The 17,131-nt window shown below is 42.6% G+C and carries 13 protein-coding genes; 4 read left to right on the top strand and 9 right to left on the bottom strand.

The features are described 5' to 3' along the window. Positions 1–63: 63 nt before the first annotated feature. The 5 genes from recD to CTT31_RS10900 all read right to left on the bottom strand — a co-directional run bounded on the left by recD (position 64) and on the right by CTT31_RS10900 (position 11,217). Positions 64–1,941: an exodeoxyribonuclease V subunit alpha gene (recD, locus tag CTT31_RS10880; RefSeq protein ID WP_260491241.1), complete on the bottom strand. Its 1,878-nt coding sequence runs from the start codon at positions 1,939–1,941 to the stop codon at positions 64–66. Next, the gene (gene recB, locus CTT31_RS10885) at positions 1,938–5,474 is read right to left on the bottom strand and encodes an exodeoxyribonuclease V subunit beta (RefSeq protein WP_260491242.1); all 3,537 of its coding nucleotides are present in this window, start codon (positions 5,472–5,474) and stop codon (positions 1,938–1,940) included. The genes recD and recB overlap by 4 nt, the downstream gene beginning before the upstream one ends. Continuing rightward, positions 5,461–8,718: an exodeoxyribonuclease V subunit gamma gene (gene recC / locus CTT31_RS10890; protein WP_260491243.1), complete on the bottom strand. Its 3,258-nt coding sequence runs from the start codon at positions 8,716–8,718 to the stop codon at positions 5,461–5,463. The genes recB and recC overlap by 14 nt, the downstream gene beginning before the upstream one ends. Before the next feature lie 127 nt (positions 8,719–8,845). Beyond that, complete coding sequence (locus CTT31_RS10895) at positions 8,846–9,871, bottom strand: GGDEF domain-containing protein (protein ID WP_045990615.1); 1,026 nt, start codon at positions 9,869–9,871, stop codon at positions 8,846–8,848. Positions 9,872–10,176: 305 nt separating this feature from the next. Beyond that, positions 10,177–11,217 carry an alkene reductase gene (locus CTT31_RS10900; protein WP_260491244.1) on the bottom strand — a complete coding sequence of 347 codons (1,041 nt, stop codon included), beginning with the start codon at positions 11,215–11,217 and terminating at the stop codon, positions 10,177–10,179. Positions 11,218–11,373: 156 nt separating this feature from the next. Here CTT31_RS10900 and CTT31_RS10905 point away from each other — a divergent pair, with 156 nt between their 5' ends. Then, positions 11,374–11,952 (top strand): TetR/AcrR family transcriptional regulator, encoded by a 579-nt coding sequence (locus tag CTT31_RS10905; protein ID WP_045990613.1) that lies wholly within the window; start codon positions 11,374–11,376, stop codon positions 11,950–11,952. Here the strand turns inward: CTT31_RS10905 and CTT31_RS10910 are convergent. The 4 genes from CTT31_RS10910 to CTT31_RS10925 form a co-directional block, all read right to left on the bottom strand. Continuing rightward, the gene (locus CTT31_RS10910) at positions 11,949–12,764 is read right to left on the bottom strand and encodes a hypothetical protein (RefSeq protein WP_260491245.1); all 816 of its coding nucleotides are present in this window, start codon (positions 12,762–12,764) and stop codon (positions 11,949–11,951) included. The two genes, CTT31_RS10905 and CTT31_RS10910, sit on opposite strands and share 4 nt — an antisense overlap. Positions 12,765–12,897: 133 nt before the next feature. Then, the gene (locus tag CTT31_RS10915; RefSeq protein ID WP_260491246.1) at positions 12,898–13,299 is read right to left on the bottom strand and encodes a hypothetical protein; all 402 of its coding nucleotides are present in this window, start codon (positions 13,297–13,299) and stop codon (positions 12,898–12,900) included. An 82-nt stretch (positions 13,300–13,381) separates the two neighbouring features. Continuing rightward, on the bottom strand, positions 13,382–13,513 hold the full coding sequence (locus CTT31_RS10920; protein WP_260491247.1) for a hypothetical protein: 132 nt from the start codon (positions 13,511–13,513) through the stop codon (positions 13,382–13,384). Between the two features lie 89 nt (positions 13,514–13,602). Further along, on the bottom strand, positions 13,603–13,896 hold the full coding sequence (locus CTT31_RS10925; RefSeq protein ID WP_260491248.1) for a hypothetical protein: 294 nt from the start codon (positions 13,894–13,896) through the stop codon (positions 13,603–13,605). A gap of 512 nt (positions 13,897–14,408) precedes the next feature. Between CTT31_RS10925 and CTT31_RS10930 the strand changes: the two genes are divergently transcribed. From CTT31_RS10930 to CTT31_RS10940, 3 genes are all read left to right on the top strand, one after another. Continuing rightward, complete coding sequence (locus tag CTT31_RS10930) at positions 14,409–15,086, top strand: hypothetical protein (protein WP_138583092.1); 678 nt, start codon at positions 14,409–14,411, stop codon at positions 15,084–15,086. A 136-nt stretch (positions 15,087–15,222) separates the two neighbouring features. Beyond that, on the top strand, positions 15,223–16,104 hold the full coding sequence (locus tag CTT31_RS10935) for an AraC family transcriptional regulator (RefSeq protein ID WP_260491250.1): 882 nt from the start codon (positions 15,223–15,225) through the stop codon (positions 16,102–16,104). A 90-nt stretch (positions 16,105–16,194) separates the two neighbouring features. Then, positions 16,195–16,485 carry a putative quinol monooxygenase gene (locus tag CTT31_RS10940; RefSeq protein ID WP_260491252.1) on the top strand — a complete coding sequence of 97 codons (291 nt, stop codon included), beginning with the start codon at positions 16,195–16,197 and terminating at the stop codon, positions 16,483–16,485. Positions 16,486–17,131: the final 646 nt, after the last annotated feature.

Below are 17,131 nucleotides of genomic sequence, written 5' to 3' on the forward strand. Positions count from 1 at the left end.
TTTCAAGCTCACTTTAACCTTAGCCAAACCACAAAATAAAACAAGTTTTTAACAAAAAATTCATTAATTTGATAACCGACTTCGCAAACCACTACTGCGACTTACACTTCGATTCATACCCTGCACTAATACTTTATATTGCGCCACCAATTCAAACTGCTGTTTAGCTCGGGTGATCCCAGTATAAATAAGCTGGCGATTTATCCCCTGCTGCGCACGTTGAATGGGTGGTAATATCATTGCCGTGTAAGCAAACTCAGAGCCTTGCGATTTGTGGATAGTCATTACGTACACTCTATCAAAGCTCGGCAATCTGGCAGGATAAAAGCGCCTAATGCTGCCCTGTTCATCAATAAATGATGCCTTTAGCTCACCCTGTTCATCGCGTAAAATGATCCCGATATCGCCGTTAAACAGTTTCAACTGGTAATCGTTTTGGGTGATCATAATGGGCATACCAACGTAAAAGCGCCCTGTCGGTTGCACTAATCCCATTTGACTAAGCTTAAGCTCTATTCTGCGATTTAACTCGTTCACACCGTAAGGGCCTTCTCTCACTGCCGCAAGCAATTGATAACTGGCAAACTCGCTATGAATTATGGCCTCACTCTCACCATGATGAATGGCAAGAAGGTATCGTTGGTATTGCTCCGCCGCTCTGGCAATTAGGGCATTGTAGGTTTCACTATTTAATTCATGATGTTGTATATCGCTATAACCTTGCCCCAGCACGCTGTCTAATTGCCGCTTATTGTTACTATTTACGGCAAATGCTAACTGACCAATCCCACTTCGACTGTCAAAACGGTGACTTTTTTGTAAAAACGCCAGATTATCTTCCAACATAAAGTCAGCGCTGGTATCACCCGACTCAGGCAAGTTTTGTTTACTCAACTCAACTAGTTTTGCTTTCAGTGCCTGACTGTAATGTGGTGCTTGCCCAAGCGCTAAGTTTTCACATAAGTCGCTGAGTACGTTACCAGTATCTACCGATGCGAGCTGATCTTTATCGCCAAGCAAAATAAGCCGTGCATGTTTTGGTAGTGCATCCACCAGCTTAGCCATAAGCGATAAGTCCACCATGGATGCTTCGTCAACAATCAGCACATCAACATGCAGCGGGTTATCTTGATTATGACGATAGTGCACGCTATTAGGAATAACGCCTAATAAGCGATGAATAGTTTGCGCCTGCTCCGGCAGTAAATCAGCAAGCGCTGGCGGCAGGTTTAACCTCGCTTTCGCACCAATAATTGACTCACTGAGCCTCGCAGCCGCTTTGCCGGTCGGCGCTACTAGCTTGATGGTCAACGGCGCACTGTTATAAAGCGACTGTAAAATAGCAAGCAGTTTTGTGACCGTCGTGGTTTTTCCTGTACCGGGACCACCCGTGATGACACAAAATCGCTTAATAATAGCAAGCGTACAAGCCACTTTTTGCCAATCAATGTCTTCTTCACTGGCTGGAAAAAACGACGCCAACAGTGCACTCAGTTTTGCTTCGTCCAGCGTAACATCGGCTTTTGCCAACATTTCAAAGTGTCCAGCAAGCCTTGCTTCATAATTTGCTAATCTCGCCAAGTAGAGCTTATTACCGTATAGCCGAAGCGGCTTATCTTCACCGATCGCAGGATGCTGTGCAAGCGCTGCAAAGGCTATACCTGTGCTTGAAAATGGCGATAACTCTACAGATCCATCCGCAACCGCGTAGCTGAGCTCAAACGGATCTTGGTAATTAATACTGTCTAACTCTAAACAACTATGCTGACGTCCATGAGCGATTAATAATAGTAAAAATACATAGAAGTGATCGTCGTAGCCTTGCTGATTCAGCAACTTGGCTAACGCGATATCGGCTTTACCAACTCGTTTATGTTCAAGCAATAACGTTATAAAGCTATGATGGTCAAATGCCTCAAAGTCCATACTTAACTGGCTCATACAGACTCCTCAAATAATGCATCTAATTCTAACACCTGCTCTACGCTTAACTGATTGAAGAAAATCCCCTGACTGTCCGGTAATGCGCGTAAGAACAAATAGTAGTTCCCGCCCAAATGCTGCTCAGGGTTATAGTCCACAAGGCGCTGCTTTAACAAGCGGTGAAGTGCCACGGTATAAATCATATACTGCAAATGATACTGATGAGACGACATCGCGGCATTGAGGTTATCGTAGTGATAATCTTCTGGGCTATCACCAAGGTAGTTGGACTTGTAATCGAGAACAAAAAACTGCCCTTGCCACTTGAAGATTAAGTCGATAAACCCCTTCAGCATGCCTTTCACATCATCAAAGTTTAAAAACGACTTTTGTCCAGTGATATCACTGAGGATCTTGTTCAGCTTCACCGCACTGAGTGGTTTCAGTGGCAAATAAAACTCCATTTCAACAATGCAGTCTTCCGGTGGCAGCACACCAAGTTGTAAATGAGGATGTGGCGCAAGTGGTGCTGCCAAACAGCTTGTTATCCAACGCTCTGTTGTCTCTTGCCATTCCGTCGCAATACCAAACTTATCCAAAGACTTAGAGACCGCTTCAGTCAGCGTAAACTTATCTTCGTTTTTAGGGGAATGCGGTGCGGTAAAATCTATTAGCTCAAAGATTTCGTGCAAACAGCTACCCGGCTTGGCGCCCTTAGGAAAAGTATAAGAGGTTTTTTCCCGCTCTTGACGCTGCTCAGGTAAGTCCAGTAAATGGTTTTCGTCCACGGCCCCAGCTGGTTTATCACCATGATGCGTGTGATAGCTTAGCTGGCTAAAGCTTGTAGTACGCCAGTGGCGTTCAATCTGACCGCTGAAGGTTTTCGCAGACAGAGCTAGAGGCTTGTCTTCAAGTTTAGTGTTTATCGCTTGCTGTGGCGCGGTGATTTCATCTAATCTTACATATTCCATTGCCACATGTGCTTTACACAACTGGCTTAAGGCACTTTGCCAAGCCTCGGCACTGTCGAAGGTTTCCGTGCCAAACAAGGCAAATCCTAAAGCCGTTTTGTGCAGCGCAGACTTTTTACTGCGCCCTTGATGAATGTCGTAAAGCCCAAGCTCGCAATAATGCACCGCACGCGTCAGCGCAACGTAAAGTAAGCGAATATCCTCAGCCAGTCGTTCTTGCTCTGCTTTTTCTTTGGCGTCGTCACTGGCTTCAAGATCGACAACTAGCTTATCCCCTTGGTGATAAACTAACGTATCAGGTTCACGAAACCCAAGCGCAAATGGCATAAAGACAATCGGATACTCCAAACCTTTTGATGCGTGCATGGTCACAATTTTTACCAGGTTGGCATCACTCTCTAAGCGAATTTGGCTGCTGTCACTCTGGGCGTTATTTAGCTGCGATAAAAACCAACGTAACACACGACCCGTGCCATCGAGCTCTAATTGCTTATGCTGTAAAAGCTCAGCCAAATGACGGAAGTCAGTTAGCCAACGCTCCACTTCCATTCCCTGCTGCTGCCAAATCACTGGCAGCTCACAAGTTATCAATAAGTGTTCCAGCATCGCCATTGCACCAGAGCGATACCAAAGCTGTGTTAACTCACTAAATAACTGCAAATAACCTTGCCACTGCTGCTCATTAAACTGTAAGTCATACAGCGCTTGATTGTTTAAATAAAATAATGGTCCCGCAAGCACGCCTCTGAGCGCCGCTTCGTCGTAACTCCCGTGCAGTACATCAAGCAGTTGATACAACGCAATTGCTAACGGCTGCCTAAATACACTATCTCTGGCAAGGTACACACTGGCAATATCGAGTTGATTTAAGGCTCGTTTGATCAAGCTCGCTTCTATGCGGTCGCGAACTAAAACACAGATATCCGCTGGCACTACTGGGTTTTCGCCAATCTTCGCAATCCGCGACTGCCCTTGCTCGATAAGCGCTGCAACTCGACCTGCGAACGCCTGACTTAGCCGCGCTTGCGCGGCGCTTTTGCTAAGTGCTTCATCCTCATTTGGTAATACACTAAAGCGCAGAGCTGACGACTTTTTAGACGCGATAGTAAATTGCGCATCCTCGGCTTTACCTTGCGCGCTCACCTCAATGAAAGGGATATCTTTGTTGTAGATAAAACTATTGGGATGGCGAGTAAATATCGTATTCACTGCGGCAACCACGTCACTATCGGAGCGATAATTGGTTGCAAGCGTATACTGCCTGTCTTGCGCAACTCCTTGCTTTGCACCGATATAAGTAAAAATATCCGCTCCACGAAAGCCGTAAATGGCTTGTTTTGGGTCGCCTATCAAGGTTAATGCCGTATTTTTCTTTGCATAAACTCGGCTGAAAATCCCATATTGGATGGGATCGGTATCCTGAAACTCATCTATCATAGCAACCGGATATTGCAATGCAATTTTTTCGGCTAAGCGCTCACCACTGTCGCCCATCAGCGCTTGATGCAGCTGCTTAAGTAAATCGTCGGGAGAGATCAAGCCATATTCTTCTTTGTGGGCGTGAAGCAAAGCCCTCACCTCAGTCACCGCTTGTTGCACTAACGCAATTTTAAGCCCACTCCCGACCAATTGATGGAGCTCTGCCAAGGTATCAAAGTGACGAATGAGCTTATGCTCCAGCGGCGTAGTATTCTTTTTATAATGAGCAACATCGGCAAGGCTTTCACTGCCCCAAAGTCCAAAGGAATGATTACTGCTACCAAACTCAAACCACCACTGCTCACTGTTGACATAATCCTCCAGAGCTTGAAGATTAGCTTTTCGCCCAGGTGCCCGATTGCCTGCCAGTCCTGCGTTTTTCAACACATTGATGTAGTCGGCTTTGACTATTTCGGCCTTTAGCCACAGTGCTAATGTTTGGTATTTTTCACGTGCGGCAAATACCGCATCTAAGGAAACAGAGGGTTTAATTTCTGCGTTCTCTCTTGCTAATAAGGGTCTAACTTGCTTCGCCAGGGCATACGGCGTGGCAAATTGCTCTATCACAGCCTGTGTTTTTTCTGTGTCTAGCGGATAGACAAAACGTCGCCAATGATCTGCCATCGCGGCGTCAATCAGCTCGCTCTCATCGAGAATAAACTCGAGATTAAATGCCACCTTAGACTCAAAAGCATGTTGCTTCAGCATTCTTTGGCAAAAGCCGTGAATGGTGAATATCGCGGCCTCATCCATTGACTTAGCGGCAGCATCAAGGAGATCAAAGGCGCGCTTTTTATCTTCAACTTGCGCCAAGATGGCACCTATCAGTTCATCTTTACAGACTTCACCTAGTAGCACGTCTCGAGCTTGAATAATGCGTTTTCTCACTCGGTCTTTGATCTCTTGTGTTGCCGCTTCTGTGAAGGTTACCACTAAGATCTGTTCGACGCTTAACGGCTCATGTTGTTGATCAGAAGTACGCAAGCCAAGTAAATAGCGCAGATATAAACCAGTGATGGTGTAGGTTTTCCCCGTACCTGCACTGGCTTCAATTAGGTTTTGGCCACTTAGAGGCATAGTAATGGGATTAAGCATCTCCATGGCGTACCTCCTCGGCGGCATCAAGAATAGGTGTTAACAAAGTAAGGCTAAGTGCACAAAAACGCGCTTCATGAGCTGACAAATCGCTAAAGCATAGTTGAACATAGGGATCTTCCCCTTCTCCTCGACCAACATATTGCGGCTTAAATTTATTTACCGCCTTTTTAATATCCTGTGTCTTGGCGTATTCCATGCTAGAACTTGGAAAAAATGCCACAGGTTCACTCAGTGCTTGCTTATAAAAAGCCAGCCACTGCTCCAAATATTGCTGTGCTTGCGGCTTTGAAATAGCGGCAAAGTGCACGCTTTGATCTAGCCCAACAATATAAGTAGTGACTTCATGCCCCATTACACAGGCCGCGCAGTGATGTAAAAACCCTTTAATCAAATCTTTGGCTTTAATACTGGCGCTACGGTAATACACTTGCCTGTTGTCATACACACAATCAAGCCAGCCGACCAGTATATGCCCTGCAACACCAAGTTTTAGCTCTAGAGGTTCCTTTGGTTCATTCAGCAACGGGGTCAATACGTTAACCATAGGTTCAACGCGGCTGAGCAGCCCCTCTAGCTGTAGTTTGCCAATGTTTGCTTGTGGCAGCGAGCCTCGTTGTAATATTTGTTCAAGATTTAAGGGCTGTTGTTGTAGCTGAGCATCCAACACTTCATCTAAATATTGGTAGCGCTCCAAAGCATCTAATGCAAAAGGCTCTTCATCGAGTGTTAACGCTTCTATTGGTTTGAGTTTAATGCCCAGCGCTTGCTGATAAAATAACTTTTGCGGCTCGCAAACGCCGCGCAGCAAATCGCTAAACTCAATTTCTGCGTCTAAAACTGGTGCCAACGGTTTTATTTCATCAGCTTGCGCCGCTCTATGCTGCCAAAGCCAGGTACGATTGTAGCTCTGTAGTGAGCCTGCTTTAAAATGTTCAGGATTAAAAGGTTGTAATGGCAGTTGTGAAGTTAATCGAGTAACAAGCGACTGCTTTGGCATATCTTCAAAATAAAAGCTGCGATCTAGATATTCAGTCAATTCGCTGACTAGAACAGATGGCACTTGGGCTTCGTTGTTAAAGCAAGAGCGGCCAATATAACTGATATACAAGTTTTCTCGAGCACTGAGTAACGCTTCTAAGAACAAGTATCTGTCGTCTAGTTTTCGTGAGCGATCGCCTTTACGTCTCGTGGAGTGTGCGACTAAATCAAAACCAATAGGCTGCACAGTACGAGGATAGTCCGCGTCATTGAGACCAAGCATACACACCACTTTAAATGGAATAGCACGCATCGGCATCAGCGTACAAAAGTTTACCGCTCCGGCTAAAAAGCGCTGCCCAACCCCTTTTTCTCTGACGCCTTGCTTGACCAAATACGCTAATATTTTTGCTGAGACTGGCGCTTGAATATCGCCATTTTCATGGTGTTTTTCGATGTTCTCTATAATCTGCTCAAGCTTAAGTAAATCCCAACTCTGTTCAGAATCTGACGAGTAAAATAGCGCCATGGCTTCACGTAGAATTGCTGCGAAGTTCGTTAAGGTCTTTTCGCTGCTGAGTTGTCGTTTTAACCAGATAAGCGCATCAACAAAGCCGATAAGCTTGTTAAGTACTGCCACCGACATACCTTCGACTTCATCAGCAGGATAAATAGATGCGAACGGCGTCTGTTCGTCGTTTGTTGCAACCCCTAATAGCAAACGGTTGAGTCCATGCTGCCACGTATTTAATGGTATTTTTGGCAATCCATATTCACTTTTATGGCTGTCATTTAAGCCCCATTTAACACTGACCTGATCAAGCCAATAGCGAATTAAGTCAAACTCATGGCTTTCAAGGTTAAACTGTTCGGCGATCGGCAAAACGCCCAACAAATCGAGAATATCCGACACGCAAAAACGGTTATTGGGTAAGTCTGTTAGTGTCACAAAAGACGTTAAAATAGGACGCTCTTGCTCGATTGCAAGATCGGAAATCGCATAAGGGATCCGTAGTCTATCTTCACTGCTGTCAAATACCGCTTTAATAAATGGCGAATAGGTACCCACATCAGGCATCATGACGATAATGTCTTTAGGCGTCAGGCTTGGATTTTGTTCAAACAGATTGAGTAAATAATCATGGAGTCGCTCGACCTCACGCAGTGGCGTGTGGCAATCCTGAAAAACGATGCTGGTATCATCCGCCATAATGGGTAACTTGCCCTGCTGCGAAACAAACCAATTTGGATCAGCGGTTAACGACTCTCCTTTAAATGCCAACTGGTAGATCTCTTGCTGTACCTGGCCAAGCAGGCTGTCCTCAAACGCGTCATCAAATCCATCTATCCAACTGGCATCAAGCTGCAATAATTGCTCAAAATAGTCACGCCCGAGCTTTCCCCATGAAGAGAGGAGTGGATTGCCAATGTAGTAATACTCGCCGTCTTTCGCTTCAAGTTCTGGCATCTTGGCGTATTTTGCAGCGACTTTAGCTTGAGTCTTCTCATCGACTAAATCTCCCCAGTAGTGTTCACTGGGGTTAAAAAAGAATAAAAATACATTCGTTTTTTGGCCAAGCGCTTGAAAAATATCAAGCTGACTGGTCGATATGGCCGACAGTCCAAATATACAGATCCGCTCGGGAAGTTTGCCATCTGGTGCATTGGCCAGCCCTTGCAGTAACTGATCGTGCATGTTGGCACGGTGATACGGACTTTGTTCAAGTGCTTTAACATGGTGGACTAAACGACGCCAGAGATCAGGCTGCCAAGGGGCGATGGCTTCAACATCCACATCTATGAGCGTATCTTGGCCCTGCTCCCAAAGTTCAACCCACTGGGGGCGGTACATTAAATATTGGTCAAAAACGTCGGCAATTTTTTCACACAGGGCAAAGAGTTTAATTCCTGACGGGTCGTCACCTAAATAGTGCTTAAGCGCAATATATTGAGGCTTATCAATGCAGTCAGGTAACAGCGTAAATAGCTTCCAAGTCATATTGCTTTTATTAAAAGCGGATTCCTTGGGAACATCATCAATGAAATTTTGGTATAGCTTCCAAATGAAGCTAGATGGTAATGGAAAGTCGACCTGTGCACTTATTCCTAAGTGCTGACTCATACCTAGTTTGAGCCATTCAGACATACCAGGAGATTGTACTAACACCACTTCTTTTGCAAAAGGGTTAGTGAGTGGTGCTGATTTTATGAGTGTGCAGAGTTGCGCCTGCAAGATTTCCATTCGATTCGATTGGATGATGTGTAACATGTTGTCTGCCATGCAGTTTAACGCTGTGTTAAGTGTATCTGAATCTTCCTATAAGCGGTAGTTATTGAGGTTAATGCGAGTGCGCTTGAGTAGAAAAGCGACAACCGTCGCTTCTCAGATTAAACTGTTAGAACAAATCTATATCAGAGCTCTCTTCCGGCGCTTCAATTTTATGCTCAGACAGCAACTCTTCGTAAAAACAAAGCATATCGCGACCGTTATCTTTTGCGTAATAAAGCGCTTTGTCGGCGTTTTCAAGCACAGTGATGGGGAAATCATATGGACTAATGCGAGACATTCCGACACTGACGGTGAGCTTTTTTACGAATGGGAAGTGGGTATTTCGTACCAGCTCCATAAACTCGTCCATCTTGGCTTTGATTGAATCGTAATCGGTTGGCTCAAAGACCAGTACGAATTCTTCACCACCGAAGCGAAACAATAAGTCTGTGGAGCGAAAAAACTGGCGCATACGCTGTGCTAATAACAGTAAAACCTCATCTCCGCATACATGTCCGTAGTTATCGTTTACTTTTTTAAAGTGATCGATATCCATGATCGCAAGCCATGAGGTTGAACCTTTATGCACCGAGCGCACATCACCATGCCATACCGTTTTATGTTGTTTGATAACTTGCTTTTCAATCAGTTGTTTCAAGCGCTTTTCAAACGTTTGACGATTCAGTAGTCCGGTGAGTTTATCGCGCTCGTTTTCGTGAAGAATGGTGAGATAATTTTCAAAAATGCGGCAAAATGCATTAAGTAATACTTGATCTGCACTCGACAACCCAGTACTGATAACCGCTATCGCACCAACTGGCTTTTCCTGAAGACTGATTGGCACCCAACGATGCTCGGTGCCATCTTTCGCTTGTACCGTAATGATACAGGCTGACTGCAAGCAAGAAATTAATTCCTTATCAGGTTCTTTAACTAGGCTTCGCTCTTCCCAATCAAATTCCTTATCGGACAGTTTTCTTAGCAACAAGCTTCTCTCTATCGCGATCTCTCCAGGAACGAGCAGATCCTTATAAACAGCGACCTCTTTACAGCCTATGAACTCTTGAATAGTAGACACTAAGCTGTATTCGAGAGAGTCAACGTCTCTCGTTTTTGTTATTTTGATAACGGAATTTAGTAAATCTTCTTGCATGTCCGACGCACTCACAACTGCATTGCTGGCATATTATTACACACTTAGCGAACAAATAAACTCCAAAGTACTCCTTTATTCCTATCAATGTTAAAAAATAAGCTACAATCCAGTTGATTATTAATTAGCAAATACTTGAGGGTTAAACACTTAACTGCTCTCAAGCTTAATTGATAAAGATGACAACTTTTGCATCAAAAGTTTTCGCTTTACCACTGACGCCTGCTTTAAGCTTATGCAATGTACAAAAAAATGCCAAACTTAAGTGTTTGGCATTTCTCTAAATTCATACTTATGGGTTGGTTTTAGTCTAATGTTGCGAGCATAGACTCATCATACTCTTTCACGGCTTGACCGGCTTTCACCTTCTCCACATAATCAGGATTGGCAATGAACGGTCTACCAATCGCCAATAAATCAAATTGTTGATTTTGAATCGCTTCTGCACCTGACGCTGCAGTGTAGCTCCCCACACCAACTAACGTTCCTTTATAGATGCTACGCAAATAAGCCGAGGCACTGCCGCCCAAATATTCAAACTCCATCGCGTCATCAAAGATACCCACGTGCAGATAGGCTAAGTTGCGACTGTTTAATGCCGAGATTAAGAAATCAAATACCGCTCTGTCTCTTTGATCACCATCCATGTTGAAGTAAGCACCGGGTGACACTCTCAAACCCACTCTGTCGGCACCAATACGATCGGCGACAGCATCGGTGACTTGTAAAGCAAATCGACTCATATTTTCTGGTGTTTGACCATACTCATCGGTACGTTGATTCGCGGCGTGATGTAAGAACTGATCAATTAAATAACCATTGGCACCGTGAATTTCCACTCCATCAAAACCAGCTTCAATCGCGTTTGCTGCCGCTTGGGCATAGTCGGCAATGAGTTTTGTAATATCTTCCTTCGTCGCCGCTTTTGGCGTTTGGTAGGTTAAATCACGCATTCTTGGAATTGAACCTTCGATACCAATAGCCGACGGTGCTAAGACTTCTCCGTCAAAGAAGTACGGGTGCGCAACACGCCCAACGTGCCACAACTGCGCAAACATCTTGCCGCCTTCGGCATGTACAGCATCTGTTACTTTTTTCCATCCTGCAATTTGTGCCTGTGTAAACAAACCTGGGGTATTCGGGTAGCCTTGCCCATCAGGGCGAATAATCGTCGCTTCACTAATGATTAATCCTGCTTTGGCTCGCTTAGCGTAGTACTTCACCATGTCATCGGTAGGCACTAGATCGTCGTCTGCCATACAGCGCGTCAATGGCGCCATCAAGATGCGATTATTGAGTGATATCGTGTTATTTAGCTTAACATTTTCAAAAAGTATCTGTGGCATGCGTGTCTCTCCATATTTGAATATACATTCAAGATAGGGATTCTTGAATCATTATTCAAGTTAAACCTTTACATTTTTTTCATTGTTATCAAAAATAGGGGTGAAGTATTGGTATAATGGTGACGTTTAAACACATTTGGTGCACTTAGGAAATCGATGAGAACAGCAGAGTTTGATAGAGAAACCGTACTGAGAAATGCCATGCAAGCATTTATGACTTATGGCTACAACAAAACCAGTATGCCCAAACTGACCGAAGTCACCGGACTCCATCCGGGTTCTATCTACTGTGCGTTCAAAAATAAAAAAGGTTTGCTATTAGCCGCCATAGATCAATATCAAGCAGACCGACGAGTGCATTATCAAAAGCTGTTCGAAAACAGCACCAGCCTTCGCTGTGCACTTGAGCGATTCTTACAAGATCTTGTCGGTGAGTGTTTAGGCGACGAGTCAAAGAAAGTGTGTTTGCTCACCAAAACGCTTAATGAAATTGGCGAGCAGGATGCGGAAATTCAAGCGGCACTCAGCGCTAACTTGCACCAATTTGAATCACTGATCAGGCAACAGTTTTTGATAGCTTGGCCCGATAGTGAAGCATTAAGTGAAGATGAAGCCACAAAGAGGGCCCGTTTCTTTATTATGTCTGTATATGGTATTCGAACTTATGCAGCGACGCAGTGCGATAGCTCACACCTAAATGCACTGGCGGATAGGTTATTGGAAGTCTCAGTTTAAAGCCGAGGGCTTTGCGCTTGGCTAAATTGCTGTTTAAACATATCGTGTAAACTCTTGTCTATGTATTCGAGATGCCAATTAATAAAACGCTCGTCCATCGTCAAGCCCGCCAATACAGAATTAACCGCCGCTAAAAACCCGCGTGTAACGGGTGTATCCCGACAAGCGATATGCCCAGTAATAAATGGAGCAAAACCACTAACCGCAATTGGTACGGGTTTTTCTGATGCATCTTTCGCGTGGTATGCAATAACCGAGGGATATTCAAGCAGCAACTCAAAACGTTTGCTCATCAACATAGAATACATTTGCGCTTCGTTTTCGCTGCCTTCTTTCACGTAGAGCTGATCTGGCGGCGTCTGCTGTATCATGGCATCGGCAATATCACCATATGAGCGCTCTTTTTCTACGCCCAACAACCATTTGGGATGACTCGTTAACAATACCTCTAGGTTTTGCTCGGTTTGTGTAGACAACAATTGCACTGAAGGTGCAGCAAAAACTTGTAACCCCAAAAAATAAGTGGTCGGCTCTGAAAATAGCAATGTTTTACTGCGCGCTTTATTCACAACTAAGTTTCTAACGCACTCCCCTTCACCTCCTGCAATATTTTTAAGCGCACGGTCAACACTGGCATCAGACTGTGTAATCTCAAACTGAGTTAATTGGCTTTGCAGATAGGAAAATACACGGCTTTCGGTTTGAACACCTTGAGAAGGGTTATTGTAAATTGTGATTGCTTGCGGCTGGGGCTGAGCGATTGAATAGCTACAACAAAATAACAAGCCAATTAGTATGCCAAGTCTATTCATTGATACATCCTTTTATTTCCCGTTGAAACGTGCCACACACCGTTTGATATAAGGCAGAGTATACAACGAGAACAAGCCCAAGATAAATGAATCACCGGAATTGATATCTACGGATACTTTTCATACAACACTGTTACTTTCGATATTTTTCGTACAGAGAATCAATTGAGTATTCAAATAGCGCTTTTATATGACTTTTAGCCTCTGGAATTGAGACAAGCTCAAAATCGACTGAAGCAGATTTACCACCAAAGAGTCCAAAAGTAGCTGGCTTAGACACAACATCCAAAGTTAGTAATCCGCGGTTATTTTCTATTGGTGTCAATTGGTAAGACGCGTACTTACCGCCTTCATTTCCAAGTATAAAAAAGAACCCACCACCTTCCCCAAGTGCCTCAAACAATTCCAATTCTTTGTCCCAAGGGTAATGATCAATAACATCCCAAGCCTCACGATAAGACTGTAATTCTTTTTCATAATTGATGAGCTCAGTGCCACCGTCACGATGTTGGTAATAGACTTTAACTCGCCTCATTAAACTTTCCTTATCCACTAACATCACATTTTTTGAGAATTTGCTGCCGGAGAAAAGCCTTCAGCAGCTTAGTTGACATACTCTACATTTGCGCCGCAAATACGTCATGTATTTTCTCTGGCGTTAGCAGGTTGAAATCACCGTCATGATAGCTTTCGACATATTCAATAAAGGCGCTTGGAGTGGTAGTAATAGCTGACAGAAGCCAGCTCATACCGTCACTTTCATCATTATTAAACTCTACTGCTCCTTGAGACCAAGTTGCTTCATTATCAAGTCGCCAAATGCAAAACGTGAACTCTTCTATTTCGAAACCTCGTCATTCAGTACTTCCAACAGCTCAGTTGGCGCTCCCTCGTACATCCCCGGCCATACACCGTACTCTTCTTGAGCATGAGGGCTAACTTCTGACTCATGATCGAATCCCTTGATAAGGATCGACTCGCCTTTGATCACGACAACAATATTGTCGCCGCCCCCATTTTCGTAAGTCGCGATATCAATACCAGCAACCCAATTTTCGGTATAAGTAAAACAGCGCAAATACTCATCATCTGAGATTTCAATATCTAATGCCGCACTGGCCTTAAGAGCCAACTTCAATTCCTTATTTGATATTTTGTTGAGCTCCATCTTTTTTCTCTATGTTGGAGGTGAGTTATTGAGCGCTTCATTGTAGTTTCGAGATTTCATAACTCAACTTTTCCTGAGTTTTTTCAAAAAATACCGAGTGCCGCATAGGCTCTACTAAAATTAAATTAAAAACAATTAGTTACAACCATCCATAGCCCAGAGTTGTATTTGTCTGCACTAATTAAAATAGCCTGTATTACGCTTTGCTCTGGTATTACTGCTCCTTTAAGGCTTAGCTGCCAAACACGTGGTACTCCCTTTGCCAAAACCAGTTGTCATTTGCTCTATCACACATCAAGTTATATAAATGGTCAACTAAAGTCGCTCATAATTCTTGATAGTAATGACCACCTTTCATTTGTTAGCATTAGTCGCAACATACGAGGAATGTTATTTCGCTTTTGGTGAAAATGTTAGCACCGACCTACTTTTTATACAGAAAAAATTAATACGCGTTAGTTTTACAAGGAGACTAGGTGAAAATACTTAAATTTATTTTGATCCTTTTGTGCATTACCACTTTTTTATCTATTTTCATTTTTAACAAGGAGGCACTTGCATGTGAAATTACACCGCTTATGGGATTTAAAGAAACTTACCCAGAAATTTATGCTGATGACTCCATGAAAAAAACAGAGCAAGGAAATTTTATTGAATTGGTGCAAAAAGCAAAAAAAAGAGTTGATGAAGCTTTTGGTAAAATGAGCTCCAATCCAAGGTATATTGTGTCCAAAAACTCAACATACTGGAAATTTGGTTTCAACCCAACAGGGATGGCGCGAAGTTCATTATTTAGGGAGTGTGTGTTTATTGGCCCCAAAGGCATTAATATTGATGTGATTGCACACGAGACAGCACATGCAGAGGTGTTCCATAGAGCTAACTTTTTTACTAAAAATTTTAAAATGAAACCTTGGCTACTTGAAGGCTCGGGTACTTATGTAGACTACAGGCATCCACTACTACTAGAGAACATAAATATTGATAGTTCAAAAGTAAATCAAGTAATGGAATTATCAGACTTTTCTCCTCGAGAAATTTGGGCTTATCAAGCATCAAGAGTCGCATTTGAAAAAATTGATCCTAAAAAACTCTACGAAGGCATAGATAGATTAAATTCAGGTGAAAGCTTTGATGCCGTGTTTGCAAAGTAAAGCTAAGCGATACTTAAATAAAGTGCATCAAAGCGACCCTTTAACACTTTTCGCTACAATTTTAGCTAACTTTTATCTGTCAATTATGCAGACGTAAACTTTAAGCCTATCTGAAAACTTAGCGGCTTTTATAAAAATGAAAACAATTTTTGAACATACTCAATCTAGTGTTTTAGTGCTTCCTCAAGCTCTATTTGCGATCAAAGATGTGGCTGTTGTTAGTCATCATAAAAACTCTGTTATTTTTTATAAAAGTCTTGAGCGGGACTTGGTAAACGTTGAGTTTTACATCAATACACCATGTTTGATATATATTGAAAGCGGACGTGAGGTAATTACAAACCGTGACAACGACACGATTGAGTTGAAGGCAGGAAGCGCAATATTTCTCCCTCAAGGGCTAAAACTACAATCTGATTTTGTTAAAGAAACGGAGTCCTTAAAAGCTTACTTGGTATTTTTTGATGACAGTGTTGTTGTGGATTATTTGAGTAAACTTAAAAAGCCCTTAGATTGCCCCAGTAGCGCGCCAACCTTTTGCTTGTTGGAAGGTTGTAATGAATTCAGCACTTTTTTTGATTCCATTATAGGTGATATAAAATCACCTTCTTATTTAAACATTAAGCTGCAAGAGCTACTCCACCTTATTTCTTGGAAAGACAACCAAGCCATTTTTCATTCCGTACTATCCTCAAAAAGGTGCATCCCTCCTCGGCGAAACCTTATTCGACTACTAGAAACGCTTGATGTACTTCATCTCACTGTTGGTGATTTAGCGCATTTATCAGGGAGAAGTCTTTCTAGCTTTAATCGTGATTTCAAAGCGACTTACAAAGTTACACCACAAAAATGGTTGCGAGAAAAAAAACTATCTCAGGCTAAAATATTGTTAGTAGAAAAAGAGCTGTCTGTGACGCAAGTTGCTTTGACAATGGGCTATGAAAATGTGTCAGCCTTTATCAAAGCATTCAAGCTTCAGTATGGTATAACTCCAAAACAAATAAAACGATGTAAATGACGGAAAATCGTTAGTTTTGACATTCCTTGGGTAGTTGGTGCTCGGCAGGTTAGATAGTCTGAGTGAAGATAACCATAAGGAGTAAAACAGATGAGTGTAAGAGTTACCCTAAACTGCCAAGTAAAGCCTGAGCAATTTCAAGCCCTACTTCCCTTTTTAGAACACAACTTGCCCAACGTTAGAGGTTTTAAAGGAAATTTGCAGGTTAGCGTTTTATATGATGAAAAAAATGATGAAATGCTTTTAGATGAGGAGTGGCTAACGATAGAAAGTCATCTAGCATATTTGAATTTCATTAATAATAACGGTGTATTGGAAAAACTGAGTTCATTTCTCAGTGCACCACCTAATATTAAGTATTTTAACAAGATAGAAGTTTAGTTATCCCCAAGAATCGTTTGAGGAACACTAAGCTACTTTTTAAGTAAAATTTATAAGACTATAAAATGTGGCTCGTTATGTAAGCTAATATTTGACATGAACTAGGTTATAAAATTAGTAAATAATTGAATATTTGATCACTGTCAAATTGCATATAGAGCCCAATGTAACATTTTGTCTAATATTTTGAACAAAGCAGCATTAGCCGATGCAAAGAAACTAAAGCGACAACTCTATGCTGCTATCTAATCAAATTTACATGGAAAACATGATGAACAGTTGGATATTTTTTGCAGGTATCATCGCGCTATTGACGTCACTTATACATATCTTTGCAGGTCAACTAGACCCTATTAGGCCACTTCTTAAAAGTGACCTACCTGATATAGGTAAAGCTACTCTCTTAAGTTGCTGGCATCTAGTGTCAACTATTTTGGTCCTTTCCGGAGTCTCCTTAACTATTATTGGCTGGTACGACTTAAACTCATTTCACCATTTAGTCATCGGGATCTCGATTTGCTTCATTATATTTTTTATCGTTTTTATATCAGTTGGCTGGTATTTTTTTAAGTTACAAACGTTTATTAAATTACCGCAATGGATTCTATTATTGCCAATTGGCATTTTGGGGAGTATCGGTATCATG

The sequence above is a fragment of the Pseudoalteromonas maricaloris genome, assembly GCF_024746855.1.
GTDB classification, from domain to species: domain Bacteria; phylum Pseudomonadota; class Gammaproteobacteria; order Enterobacterales; family Alteromonadaceae; genus Pseudoalteromonas; species Pseudoalteromonas maricaloris.

Excerpts from the sequence above, each read along its gene's own strand:
- recD (WP_260491241.1), bottom strand. The coding sequence starts at position 1,941 with ATGAGCCAGTTAAGTATGGACTTTGAGGCATTTGACCATCATAGCTTT.
- recC (WP_260491243.1), bottom strand. The coding sequence starts at position 8,718 with ATGTTACACATCATCCAATCGAATCGAATGGAAATCTTGCAGGCGCAA.
- CTT31_RS10905 (WP_045990613.1), top strand. The coding sequence starts at position 11,374 with ATGAGAACAGCAGAGTTTGATAGAGAAACCGTACTGAGAAATGCCATG.
- CTT31_RS10915 (WP_260491246.1), bottom strand. The coding sequence starts at position 13,299 with ATGAGGCGAGTTAAAGTCTATTACCAACATCGTGACGGTGGCACTGAG.
- CTT31_RS10895 (WP_045990615.1), bottom strand. The coding sequence starts at position 9,871 with ATGCAAGAAGATTTACTAAATTCCGTTATCAAAATAACAAAAACGAGA.
- CTT31_RS10920 (WP_260491247.1), bottom strand. The coding sequence starts at position 13,513 with ATGAGCTGGCTTCTGTCAGCTATTACTACCACTCCAAGCGCCTTTATT.
- CTT31_RS10940 (WP_260491252.1), top strand. The coding sequence starts at position 16,195 with ATGAGTGTAAGAGTTACCCTAAACTGCCAAGTAAAGCCTGAGCAATTT.
- recB (WP_260491242.1), bottom strand. The coding sequence starts at position 5,474 with ATGGAGATGCTTAATCCCATTACTATGCCTCTAAGTGGCCAAAACCTA.
- CTT31_RS10900 (WP_260491244.1), bottom strand. The coding sequence starts at position 11,217 with ATGCCACAGATACTTTTTGAAAATGTTAAGCTAAATAACACGATATCA.
- CTT31_RS10935 (WP_260491250.1), top strand. The coding sequence starts at position 15,223 with ATGAAAACAATTTTTGAACATACTCAATCTAGTGTTTTAGTGCTTCCT.
- CTT31_RS10910 (WP_260491245.1), bottom strand. The coding sequence starts at position 12,764 with ATGAATAGACTTGGCATACTAATTGGCTTGTTATTTTGTTGTAGCTAT.